Source organism: Novosphingopyxis sp. (assembly GCF_965218915.1).
GTDB lineage: Bacteria > Pseudomonadota > Alphaproteobacteria > Sphingomonadales > Sphingomonadaceae > Novosphingopyxis.
Genome location: NZ_OZ244708.1, coordinates 2,674,494 through 2,685,634, shown reverse-complemented (window position 1 = coordinate 2,685,634; position 11,141 = coordinate 2,674,494). Strand labels below are relative to the sequence as shown.

Sequence of the window (11,141 nt, the reverse complement as noted above, 5' to 3'; positions counted from 1 at the left end):
GGATCATGGCCGACAGCGAACTGCAACCCGCCCCCGAACTGGCCGCCAAGCGCGAAGGTATCTTTCCAGGCGAGAGCGCCGACTATGCCAAAGCGCGCGAGGCGTTGCTGGCCGAGGAAATCGCGGTGCGCCGCCATCTGACGCGTCTCGCCGAGCAGCGGCAGGCCCTGCCGCCGGGGCCGCTGATCGACGAGAATTATCGTTTTAGGAACGAGAATGGCGAGGAAGTTGGCCTGATCGACCTGTTCGGCGGGCATGACACGCTCGTCACCTATTTCTGGATGTACGGCCCGGACCGCGAGCGGCCCTGCCCGATGTGCACCAATTTTCTCGGCGGCGCGAACGGCAACGCCGCCGATGTGAAGCAGCGCGCCGCGTTCAAGATCCTCGGCCGCAGCACGGTCGAGCGGCAAACGGCGTTCGCGATGGAACGCGGCTGGCGCGATCTCGATTTCGTTCAGACCGTCGGCGACGATTATGCGAAGGACACGGGCGGTCTCGACGAAAAAGGCTGGGAATTCCCGGTGTTCGCCGTGTTCACGCGCGAGGGCGACGAGGTCTGCCTGTTCTACGCCGCAGAAATGCCGTTCGAAGCCGCCGATCCGGGGCAGGACCCGCGCGGGCCCGTCGACATCGCGCCGCTCTGGAACATCCTCGACATGACCCCCGAGGGTCGCGGCGTGGACTGGTATCCCAAGCTGAGCTACTAAGCCTCAGCCGAAGGCCGGGCTTTTCTTCAGCCGTTCATAGGCTTTGATCGCGCGCTGCAGCTTGTCTTCATGGCTGCGATCGCCGCCGTTTCTGTCCGGGTGATAGCGCCGCACCAGCTCCGAATAGCGGCGGCGGATCGCGCGCCGGTCGGCGTCGCGGTCCAGCCCCAGCGTCTTCAGCGCTTTCGCATCGGCATCGCTGAGCGGCGTGCCGTCCGGCCGCGCGCGCGGCATGGTCCGCCTGAAGCGCGCGCCGATGGCGTCGAGCGGATCGTCGAAATCCTGCCAGCGCGGCGGCGGCGAGGCGCCCGCGCCCCAGCTTCGGGTGCTGTAATAGCCGCCCATCGGCGACTGCGCATGATAGATTTCCTCCGCGCCCATGCCGTCGAAAAAATCATAGCCTGCGTTGAATGCGCGGACATGGTCGAGGCACAGCCAGCGCCACTGTCCGGGCCCGTCGCCGCCATGGCCGCCGGGCGGCGGGGCGCGGAATTCGCCGGGCGCAGCGCAGGCCGGATGGTCGCATTCGCGCAGCCCATCGCCGACGCGCCCGTGGAAGCGGTCTCGGCGGGTGCGGTCGGATCGTGAAGACATGTCGGTGGAAGCGCGGCCTTTGGGGTTTCGCAAGAGCGGACCTATATAGGCGGGCATGAGCATGGATTCAAAAGGGCCGGTGCAGACCGCGATCGAAACGCGGCTGACCGAGGCTTTGCAGCCCGGGCAGCTGACGGTGACCAACGACAGCGGCCAGCATCGCGGTCATGCCGGCGACGACGGATCGGGCGAAAGCCATTTTTCGGTGGCGATCGAGAGCGCGGCGTTCACCGGCAAAACCCGTGTCGAGCGCCAGCGCATGGTCAATCGCGCGCTCGGGGACCTGATGCAGAGCCGCGTCCACGCGATGCGGATCAAGGCGCGCGCGCCGGGGGAATAGGGGGAGGCAGAGCGTTGACCCGGTTATTTTCGCTGCAGATGCCACCGACCTTTCCCAAAATATTTCGTCATTCCGGGCCTGACCCGGAATCCAGGGCGAGACGGCACTGCCGCTGGGCTCTGGACCCCGGATCAAGTCCGGGATGACGTAGAATGTTCGGCGGGCTCGAATTTTGATCGAGCCCGTCTCTCGAGCAATTCAAAATGCTCCTCTCCCGGAACACCCGCACCCACCGCTCATTCCTCCTTCGAACGCCAACCGAAGGAGCGCCGAATGACCTACGACCTCTGGTATTGGCCCGGCATTCAAGGCCGCGGCGAATTCGTGCGGCTGCCGATGGAGGCGGCGGGCATCGCCTATCGCGACCGCGCGCGCAAGGACGGCGCCGAGGCGCTGATGGACGATCTGAACGGGCGCGGCGGCATCAAGCCGTTCGCGCCGCCCTATCTCGTCGATGGCGATTTCTGTATCGCGCAGGCGGCGCACATCGTTTCATGGCTGGGCGAGAAACATGGGTTCGGCGGAGAAGGCGAGGCCGAGACACTGGGTTTGATCCAGCTCCAGCTCGTCGTCACCGATATCGTCGCCGAGGTCCACGATACGCATCATCCGGTCGAGGCGGGGGCCTATTACGACGACCAGAAGGACGCGGCGAAACGCGCCGCAAAGGGTTTTCGCGAAGACCGGATTCCGAAATATTTCAACCATTTTCAAGGTGCGCTCGCTGCCAAGGATGGCCCTTTTGTAACCGGCGAGCGCTGGAGCCATGTCGATACCTCGCTGTTCCAGCTCGTGCGCGGCCTCGAATATGCGTTCCCCAAGCGCATGGCGGCGCTGATGCCCGATTATCCGAAGCTCGAAGCCTGCGCCGATGCGGTCGAGGCGCTGCCAGGAATTGCCGCCTATCTGAACAGCGACCGCCGCCTCGCGTTCAACACCAACGGTATCTTTCGCCATTATCCCGAGCTCGACGGGCAATGAGGGAAATAACGCTCCAGACGATCACCCCGCGCGCGGTCGAGAGCTATCGTCAAGTGGTGCAGCGTTGCTGGATAACCCCGGCGTTCCCGCGAAGGAGGGAGCGACGATCGACAAGCGAAAAAGCTTTCCTACATCGAGCCTATTTGGTACACCGCCAGATATCGAACGGGCTTTTCCGAGGCTGTCGACGTGGAGGAATTGGGCAATGATTGGGTTGAATTTGCAGTTTCCATGGTGCTTTCCGCCCGCAATGGAACAGGGCTTCGATTGCAACCGCCTCGCCGCCAAATTTTTCTCTCTCTGGACAGTGTGAAGCGTGTGAAGCGTGTGAAGTTAGCGCCCTCCGAACCGTTTCAAGGAACACCCTCATGTCCGGTCCGATTCCCGATTACGAACTGACCCGCTGCAAGCTGGCGACCGGAGTCGAGCTGGATGCGGTCGACGTCGGGCCGCGGGATGCGCCGGTGCTGATCTTCCTGCACGGCTTTCCCGAAAGCCACCGCACCTGGCGCCACGAGATCGAACATTTCAGGGACCGCTTTCGCTGTATCGCGCCGGACCAGCGCGGCTACCGCGGATCATCCAGGCCGCAGGCGGTGGAGGCCTATGCCGCCGACAAGCTGGTTGGCGATGTGTTCGCGCTTGCCGATGCCTGCGGCGTCGATAAGTTCACCGTCGTCGGCCATGACTGGGGCGGTGCGATCGCCTGGGGCGTGGCGCTCATGGGGCAGGGGGCGGAAGGCACGGGGGGACGCGTCGAGCGGCTGGTGATCGCCAACGCCCCGCATCCGTGGCTGTATCAGCGCGCGCTGATCGAGAGCCCCGAGCAGCGCGCGAGCGCGCAGTATATCCGCGCCTTCCGCGACCCCGGCAATGACGCGCTGGTGCGCGAATACGGCCTGGTCGGCCTGCTCGCCAAGGCGGTGAAGTGGGAGCGCAGCACGGGCATGCCGGACGCGGAGCGCGACCGGCTGCTCGCCGACTGGCAGGACCGCGACGCCGCCTTCGGCATGCTGAACTGGTACCGCGCGTCGGCGGTGGTGGTGCCCGCGATGGACATGGACGCGCCGATGCCGGAGTTTGCCAGGCGCGACTTTCCCAAGGTGACGATCCCCACGCTGGTGATCTGGGCGCTGGACGATCTGGCGCTGCCGCCGGTCAACATTGAGGGGATGGATAAACTGGTGACCGATATGACGCTCGCCAAGGTGCCCGGAAGCGGGCATTTCGTGCCGTGGGAAGCACCGGATCGGGTGATCGAGGCGATGAAGGGGTTTTTGGGTTAGCCTAAAAACCGGCGTCATTCCGGACTTGATCCGGAATTCAGGGCGAGATGGCATTTCGGCTGGGCCATGGACCCCGGATCAAGTCCGGGGTGACGCTGAAGTGAAGGGGGAGTAATTTACCCTCGCCACTCCACCCAAGCACCATGCGCGTGGGCCGTCGCCAGCAATGTCCGCGCGCCGCCGCCTGGCCAGTAGCGCGCCGTCAGGCCGTGGCCGAGCAGGCTGCGATCCGCCTCCAGCGCCAGCCAGGCGAGCGGGCGTTCGTCACTCGCCGCCATGCCGCTCGTCTCCATGGCGCGCTCGATCCGCCCTTGCGTCTCGCGCGGCAGATATTGCCACATGATCGAATGGACCAGCACGCGGGTGACGCCGCCCTGCTGCGGCTCGGCCAGCGCGCGTTCGATCCAGTCGGCGGCGTCGGCGGCTTCGAGGACAGGCGGATCGGCGCGGAACATGGCGATGCCCGCCTTCATCCGTTCGAAGCGCTGCGGCGCGTCGGGCCAGATATAGGCCATCAGCTTTTCGGCGGCCACGTCATCGGTGACGTCGACCGGCGCGATGTCGCAGCCGCGGATCGCGTGGAAGGCGATGACGGTGTCCGGCGGCGGGGCGCCGCGCCATTCCGGCTTGATCGTCACTGGCGAGTTCTCGGGTCCGCTCGGCACGCCGCCCACATCGTAGCGATAGCGGTCCAGCAAGAGGTTCATGCCAGCGCTCGCGCCGATCTCCAGGATCTCGAATCGCGGAGGCAAACCCTGCGCGGCGAACCAGTGCAGCCCGGCGATGAAACTGGCCGAGCGCCCGGCCTCGTTGGTCTGCGGCGGGCCATCCAGCCAGGGCAGCAGCGCCGCGTCATGCTCCGCCAGAACCTGCCGCATCGGCTCGGCCCAGTGCGATGGCTCCGCATCCTCGCCGCGATAGAGCGCGTCCAGCGCCGGAACCGCGCCGGACCTCCACAGCGCATGCACCCCGCCCGCGAGCCTGAGCGGCAGCGCGTCGGCCAGCGCGTGGCCGGGCCAGTCCAGCACCGCGCGCCCGGTGGAGGTCGACCGGTCGATCGCCGCCGCCAGCGCGCCGCAGACGCAGGCCGTGATCGGGGCGTCGTTCGCGGTGCAATAGTGCACCTGATTGGCGAAGGCGTGCATCGGCGTGTCCGCGGCCATCATTTCCGGGTCCTGCTTCATTGCCCTTTGCTACCCCATATTCTACATCGCCGCCATCATGGACCGCCCGATCATCTTCGCCATCCCCAAGGGGCGCATCCTGGGCGAGGCGCTGCCCGTCATGAAGGCCGCCGGGATCGAGCCCGAGCCGGGCTTTTTCGACAAGGCCAACCGCGCGCTGGAATTCGCCACCAACCGCGAGGACGTGCGCATCATCCGGGTGCGCGCCTTCGATGTGGCGACCTTCGTGGCGCATGGCGCGGCGCAGATCGGCATCGTCGGATCGGACGTGATCGAGGAATTCGGCTATTCCGAGCTTTACGCGCCGGTCGATCTCGGCATCGGCAAATGCCGCCTGTCCGTCGCCGAGCCGCGCGATGCCGAGCCGCAAGACGCGCTGCGCACGCTCAGCCATGTCCGCGTCGCCACCAAATATCCCGCGCTCGCGCGCCGTTGGTTCGCGGCCAGGGGCGTGCAGGCCGAACTGGTCAAGCTCAACGGCGCGATGGAACTGGCGCCCGCGCTCGGCCTGTCGCGCCGCATCGTCGATCTGGTCTCGACCGGGCAGACGCTGAAGGATAATGGCCTGGTCGAGACCGAGACGATCATGGACGTTTCGGCGCGGCTCATCGTCAACCGCGCCGCGTTCAAGATGATGTCGGGCACGCTGCCCGTCTTGGTCGACCGTTTCCGCGAGATCGCGGGAGGCGTGCGTGCAGCGGCTTGATGCGGCCGATCCCGGCTTCGAGCAAGCCTTCGAGCGCATCGTGACCGCGCGGCGCGAAAGCGATCCCGAAGTCGCGCATGACGTGTCCGATATCCTGCGCCGCGTGCGCGAGGGTGGCGACGAGGCGGTGGCCGCGCTGACCAGCCGGTTCGACGGTCACAGCCTGGGCAAAAGCGGCTGGCGGATCGAGCGCGAGACCTGCGAGGCGGCGCTGCATGAGCTTGACGCCGGGCTGCGCGAGGCGCTGGAACTCGCCGCCACCCGCATCCGCGTCTATCACGAAAAGCAGCGCCCGCAAGGCAGCGAGAGCGTCGACGATGCCGGCGTCCGGCTCGGCGCGCGCTGGCTGCCGGTCGATGCGGCGGGGGTGTATGTGCCCGGCGGCCGCGCGGCCTATCCAAGCTCGGTGCTGATGAATGCCATTCCCGCCAAGGTGGCGGGCGTGGAGCGACTGGTGATGGTCACGCCCACGCCGGGCGGCGAGGCGAACCCGCTGGTGCTCGCCGCCGCCGCGCTGGCGGGCGTGGACGAGATCTGGCGGATCGGCGGCGCGCAGGCGATTGCGGCGCTCGCCTATGGCACCGAGACGATCGCGCCGGTCGACGTCGTCACCGGCCCCGGCAATGCCTGGGTGGCCGAGGCGAAACGGCAATTATATGGGGTCGTCGGCATCGACATGGTGGCGGGACCGAGCGAAATATTGGTCATTGCGGACGGCGACAATGACCCCGCGATCCTCGCGGCGGACCTGCTCAGCCAGGCCGAGCATGACCCGACCAGCCAGTCGATCCTAATCACCGACAGCGTGGAGCTGGCGCGCAATGTCGAGGATGCCGTGAAGGTGCAGGCCGCCGCGCTCGCCACGCGCAAATCCGCCGAGACGAGCTGGGGCGATCACGGCGTGATCATCACCGTCGCCGCTTTGGCCGATGCCGTGCCCCTCGCTAATCGGCTCGCCGCTGAGCATTTGCAACTCTCGGTCGACGACCCCGCACCGCTGTTCGCGCGCATCCGCCATGCCGGATCGGTGTTTCTGGGCAAGCATACGCCCGAGGCGGTGGGCGATTATGTGGCCGGGCCGAACCATGTGCTGCCGACTGGGCGGCGCGCGCGCTTTTCGTCGGGCCTGTCGGTGCTCGATTTCATGAAGCGCACCAGCTTCATCGCGCTCGACGAGGCGGCGCTTGGCCGGATCGGTCCGGCGGCGGTCACGCTGGCGGAGGCGGAGGGCCTGCCCGCCCATGCGCAAAGCGTAAGGCTGCGGCTGGAGCAATAACTTGCTCCCCTCCCGCTTGCGGGAGGGGTTGGGGGTGGGCGCGAGCGCAGCGAGCTTCGACAACTCGTCTCCGAACCGGGCATCGAGCCCGGCTCGTCGATACCCACCCCTTGCCCCTCCCTGAACAGGGAGGGGGATAGACTTCGCTCGGCACGAACGGTTAGGGGGGGTGGACCTTGGATAGAAGAACAGAAATGACCAACACCCGCTCCCAACCCCGCTCCGCCGCCCGGCTTGCCGCCGTGCAGGCGCTGTATCAGAAGGACATGGAGGGCACGGGGCTCGCGCGGCTGCTGCGCGAATTCCACGAGCATCGGCTGGGCGAGGCGATCGAGGAAGAGCCGATCGCCGAGGCCGAACCCGGTTTCTTCGACGATGTGGTGGCCGGCGTCGATGCGCGGCAGGGCGAGATCGATGTGCTGATCGGCATGCGGCTGGCCGAGGGCTGGAAGCTGGAGCGGCTCGACAAGGCCATGCTGCAGGTGCTGCGCTGTGGCACTTATGAACTGCTCGCCCGGTCCGACATTCCGACCGGCGCGGTGGTGAACGAATATGTCGACGTGGCGCATGCCTTTTTCGACGAAAAGGATGCCAAGTTCGTGAACGGGCTGCTGGACGGGATATCGAAGGACGTGCGCAAGGGGGAGTGAACCCATCCGGGCACCCACCTCGGTTCGCCCTGAGCTTGTCGAAGGGCTGTTCTGGTCGGGAATATGAAAAGCAGTCCTTCGACAAGCTCAGGACGAACGGTGTAGGGGGTGAAGCGTGTCCGCCGAATTCGCCTATATCGATCTGCTTCGCTCGCTCGCCACGCATCCCGGCGCGCGTGGACTCGCGGACGATGCTGCCGTTATCGAACTGGGCAGTGAAACGCTGATCCTCACCCATGACAGCATCGCTGAGGGCATGCATGTGCGCTGCGGCACCGATCCCGCCGATATCGCGTGGAAGCTGATTGCCACCAACCTGTCCGATCTCGCCGCGAAGGGCGCTGCGCCGCTCGGCGTGCTCACGGCCCATGCGTTGGGCGAGCCCGACTGGGATGCCGCCTTCGTCGAGGGTCTGCGCGCGGTGCTCGAAACCTATGACGTGCCGCTGCTGGGCGGGGACACGATCCGGCTGCCGGACGGCGCGGCGCGGGTGTTCGGCTGCACCGCTATCGGCCGCGCGACCTGTTCGCCGGTGCCTGCGCGGTCGGGCGCGAAGCCGGGCGATGCGCTGTGGGTGACGGGCGCGATCGGCGATGCCTTTGCCGGCTTCACGCTGATCGAGGCAGGCGGTGCGGTGCCCGATAGTCTCGCCGCCGCCTATTTGCGCCCGGTGCCGCTGCTCTTTGAAGGCAGAGCGCTCGCACCGCTGGTCCATGCGATGATGGACGTGAGCGATGGCCTGCTGCTCGACGCCGCGCGCATGGCCGAGGCCAGCGGTATGACGGTCCGCATCGACAGCGCCCGCGTTCCGATTTCCGCCGCCGCCCGTGCCGCGATCCCCGATCGGCTGGACGAAGCGCTGCGCTGGGGCGACGATTACGCGCTGCTGTTCGCCGCGCCGACGGATTTCGAAGCGCCGACAGCCGCCGCGCGGATCGGAGATTTCATCGCGGTCACCGGGGCGGCGCTGCTGCTCGACGGGCGTCCGCTCGAACCAGGCGATGCGGGCGGATACCGGCACTAGGCCGCCCCGGCTTTTAGCGCTTGTCTATGGGCGCGGCCATCGGCTAGGCCTTGCCCAAAGCCGCCCGGGAACGAGGCGGAGATCATGGGTCCACAGGGGAAGATCGTCCATCATGTCCGTTACCGTCATCGCCATTATCTGCGGCATCATCGCCGTTCTTTACGGATTCATCACCAGCCGTCAGGTGCTCGGTGCCGATGCCGGAAACAGCACCATGCAGGAGATCGCGGGCGCCATTCAGACCGGCGCGAAAGCTTATCTGGGCCGCCAATACCGCACCATCGCCGTCGTCGGCGTGATCGTGGCGATCCTGGTCTTCGTCTTTCTCGGCATCACCTCGGCGATCGGCTTCGTCATCGGCGCGATCCTGTCGGGCGTGGCGGGTTTCATCGGCATGAACATCTCGGTGCGTTCGAACGTGCGCACCGCGCAGGCCGCGTCCGTCGGGCTGCAGAACGGGCTCACCGTGGCATTCCGCGCGGGCGCGGTGACCGGCATGCTGGTGGCGGGCCTCGCCTTGCTCGCGATCTCGGGCTTCTTCTGGTATCTCACCGGGCCCGCCGGTCTGCGCCCGGACAACCGCACGGTGATCGACGCGCTGGTCGCGCTCGCATTCGGTGCCTCGCTGATCTCGATCTTCGCGCGTTTGGGCGGCGGCATCTTCACCAAGGCCGCCGATGTCGGCGCCGATCTGGTCGGCAAGGTCGAGGCGGGCATCCCCGAGGACGATCCGCGCAACCCCGCCACCATCGCGGACAATGTCGGCGACAATGTCGGCGACTGCGCGGGCATGGCCGCCGATCTGTTCGAGACCTATGTCGTCACCGTGGGCGCCACCATGGTGCTGTCCGCGCTGCTGGTGGACGTGAGCAATGCCGCGCTGCTCAACCTCATGAGCCTGCCGCTGCTGGTCGGCGGGGTGTGCATCATCACCTCGATCATCGGCACCTATTTCGTGCGCCTGGGCAAGTCGCAGAACATCATGGGTGCGCTGTACAAAGGCTTCCTCGTCACCGCGGTGCTCTCGATCCCGGCGATCTATTTCGCCACCCAATATATCTTCGGCGACATGAGCGCGCCGATCGGCGGCGATCTGGCGACCGACGGCTTTACAACCGAAACCGGCGCGGCAACCGTTGCTACCTTCACCGGCTGGGACCTGTTCTTCTCGATGATGGTCGGCCTCGCCGTCACTGGCCTGATCATCTGGATCACCGAATATTATACCGGCACCAATTACCGCCCGGTCCGCTCGATCGCCAAGGCGTCCGAGACCGGCCACGGCACCAACGTTATTCAGGGCCTTGCCATCTCGCTGGAATCGACCGCGCTGCCGACGCTGGTAATCGTCGTCGGCATCGTCGTCGCCTATCAGCTGGCGGGCCTCATGGGCATCGCCTTTGCCGCCACCGCGATGCTGGCGCTGGCCGGCATGGTCGTGGCGCTCGACGCTTACGGCCCGGTTACCGACAATGCCGGGGGCATCGCCGAGATGGCGGGGCTGGACGAGAGCGTACGCGAGCGGACTGACGCACTCGACGCGGTCGGCAACACCACCAAGGCGGTGACCAAGGGCTATGCCATCGGCTCGGCAGGGCTCGCCGCTCTGGTCCTGTTCGGCGCCTTCACCACCGATCTCGACGAGTTCTTCCCGAACCTCGACGTCGATTTCTCGCTCAGCAATCCCTACGTCATCGTCGGCCTGCTTCTAGGCGCGTTGCTCCCCTATCTGTTCGGCGCGATGGGCATGACCGCGGTCGGCCGCGCGGCGGGCGCGGTGGTCGAGGAGGTGCGCGGTCAGTTCCGCGACAATCCCGGCATCATGGCGGGCACGTCCAAGCCCGATTACGGCCGCACGGTCGATCTCGTCACCAAGGCGGCGATCAAGGAGATGATCGTGCCGTCGCTGCTGCCGGTGCTGGCGCCGATCGTCGTCTATTTCGTGATCAGTGCGGTGGCGGATCAGGCCAACGGCTTCGCCGCATTGGGCGCGCTGCTGCTCGGTGTGATCGTCTCGGGCCTGTTCGTCGCGCTGTCGATGACGGCGGGCGGCGGTGCGTGGGACAATGCCAAGAAATATATCGAGGACGGCAATCACGGCGGCAAGGGCTCGGAAGCCCACAAGGCCGCGGTGACCGGCGATACCGTGGGCGATCCGTACAAGGACACCGCGGGCCCGGCGGTGAACCCGATGATCAAGATCACCAACATCGTGGCGCTGCTGCTGCTGGCGGCGCTCGCGGCGGGATGATCGGCTTGACGGTCGCATTCCGATCCGACCGTGGTGGAGCTAATCTCGATATAATGGCATTCCCGGCGTCATTGCAATCCGGCTCGAGACCCCAGCTTTCGCCGGGGTGACGCATTGGGCATCTTAGCCATTTATTTGC

The 11,141-nt window shown here is 66.4% G+C and carries 11 protein-coding genes; 9 read left to right on the top strand and 2 right to left on the bottom strand.

Annotated elements, in window-relative coordinates:
• Positions 1-5: 5 nt before the first annotated feature.
• Complete coding sequence (locus ACOQPC_RS12670) at positions 6-710, top strand: DUF899 family protein (protein ID WP_420606083.1); 705 nt, start codon at positions 6-8, stop codon at positions 708-710.
• A gap of 3 nt (positions 711-713) precedes the next feature.
• On the opposite strand, the gene ACOQPC_RS12665 is transcribed toward ACOQPC_RS12670, so the two are convergent.
• Complete coding sequence (locus ACOQPC_RS12665) at positions 714-1,304, bottom strand: DnaJ domain-containing protein (RefSeq protein WP_420608141.1); 591 nt, start codon at positions 1,302-1,304, stop codon at positions 714-716.
• Between the two features lie 55 nt (positions 1,305-1,359).
• On the opposite strand from ACOQPC_RS12665, the gene ACOQPC_RS12660 reads away from it, so the two are divergent.
• The 3 genes from ACOQPC_RS12660 to ACOQPC_RS12650 all read left to right on the top strand — a co-directional run bounded on the left by ACOQPC_RS12660 (position 1,360) and on the right by ACOQPC_RS12650 (position 3,911).
• Positions 1,360-1,644, top strand: coding sequence for a BolA family protein (locus ACOQPC_RS12660; RefSeq protein WP_420606082.1), 285 nt, complete (start codon positions 1,360-1,362; stop codon positions 1,642-1,644).
• A gap of 273 nt (positions 1,645-1,917) precedes the next feature.
• Positions 1,918-2,625 carry a glutathione S-transferase gene (locus ACOQPC_RS12655; protein ID WP_420606081.1) on the top strand — a complete coding sequence of 236 codons (708 nt, stop codon included), beginning with the start codon at positions 1,918-1,920 and terminating at the stop codon, positions 2,623-2,625.
• A gap of 368 nt (positions 2,626-2,993) precedes the next feature.
• Positions 2,994-3,911 carry an alpha/beta fold hydrolase gene (locus tag ACOQPC_RS12650; protein WP_420606080.1) on the top strand — a complete coding sequence of 306 codons (918 nt, stop codon included), beginning with the start codon at positions 2,994-2,996 and terminating at the stop codon, positions 3,909-3,911.
• 116 nt (positions 3,912-4,027) lie between these two features.
• Here the strand turns inward: ACOQPC_RS12650 and ACOQPC_RS12645 are convergent, their stop codons facing one another.
• Positions 4,028-5,077: a DUF2332 domain-containing protein gene (locus ACOQPC_RS12645; protein ID WP_420606079.1), complete on the bottom strand. Its 1,050-nt coding sequence runs from the start codon at positions 5,075-5,077 to the stop codon at positions 4,028-4,030.
• A gap of 55 nt (positions 5,078-5,132) precedes the next feature.
• Between ACOQPC_RS12645 and hisG the strand changes: the two genes are divergently transcribed.
• The 5 genes from hisG to ACOQPC_RS12620 all read left to right on the top strand — a co-directional run bounded on the left by hisG (position 5,133) and on the right by ACOQPC_RS12620 (position 11,002).
• Entirely contained in the window at positions 5,133-5,801 is a 669-nt protein-coding gene (gene hisG / locus ACOQPC_RS12640; RefSeq protein ID WP_420608140.1) for an ATP phosphoribosyltransferase, read from the top strand.
• A complete protein-coding gene (gene hisD / locus ACOQPC_RS12635) occupies positions 5,788-7,077 on the top strand; it encodes a histidinol dehydrogenase (protein ID WP_420606078.1) in 1,290 nt (429 codons plus the stop codon). Before hisG ends, hisD begins: the two co-directional genes overlap by 14 nt.
• Positions 7,078-7,271: 194 nt before the next feature.
• The gene (gene nusB / locus ACOQPC_RS12630) at positions 7,272-7,727 is read left to right on the top strand and encodes a transcription antitermination factor NusB (RefSeq protein WP_420606077.1); all 456 of its coding nucleotides are present in this window, start codon (positions 7,272-7,274) and stop codon (positions 7,725-7,727) included.
• Positions 7,728-7,842: 115 nt separating this feature from the next.
• Positions 7,843-8,751 (top strand): thiamine-phosphate kinase, encoded by a 909-nt coding sequence (gene thiL, locus ACOQPC_RS12625; protein WP_420606076.1) that lies wholly within the window; start codon positions 7,843-7,845, stop codon positions 8,749-8,751.
• Between the two features lie 112 nt (positions 8,752-8,863).
• A complete protein-coding gene (locus ACOQPC_RS12620) occupies positions 8,864-11,002 on the top strand; it encodes a sodium-translocating pyrophosphatase (protein ID WP_420606075.1) in 2,139 nt (712 codons plus the stop codon).
• The last annotated feature ends 139 nt before the right edge of the window (positions 11,003-11,141 follow it).

Bases quoted from the DNA above. Each gene is read 5' to 3' on its own strand.
- ACOQPC_RS12670 (WP_420606083.1), top strand. From the start codon at position 6: ATGGCCGACAGCGAACTGCAACCCGCCCCCGAACTGGCCGCCAAGCGC.
- ACOQPC_RS12665 (WP_420608141.1), bottom strand. From the start codon at position 1,304: ATGTCTTCACGATCCGACCGCACCCGCCGAGACCGCTTCCACGGGCGC.
- ACOQPC_RS12660 (WP_420606082.1), top strand. From the start codon at position 1,360: ATGAGCATGGATTCAAAAGGGCCGGTGCAGACCGCGATCGAAACGCGG.
- ACOQPC_RS12655 (WP_420606081.1), top strand. From the start codon at position 1,918: ATGACCTACGACCTCTGGTATTGGCCCGGCATTCAAGGCCGCGGCGAA.
- ACOQPC_RS12650 (WP_420606080.1), top strand. From the start codon at position 2,994: ATGTCCGGTCCGATTCCCGATTACGAACTGACCCGCTGCAAGCTGGCG.
- ACOQPC_RS12645 (WP_420606079.1), bottom strand. From the start codon at position 5,077: ATGATGGCCGCGGACACGCCGATGCACGCCTTCGCCAATCAGGTGCAC.
- hisG (WP_420608140.1), top strand. From the start codon at position 5,133: ATGGACCGCCCGATCATCTTCGCCATCCCCAAGGGGCGCATCCTGGGC.
- nusB (WP_420606077.1), top strand. From the start codon at position 7,272: ATGACCAACACCCGCTCCCAACCCCGCTCCGCCGCCCGGCTTGCCGCC.
- ACOQPC_RS12620 (WP_420606075.1), top strand. From the start codon at position 8,864: ATGTCCGTTACCGTCATCGCCATTATCTGCGGCATCATCGCCGTTCTT.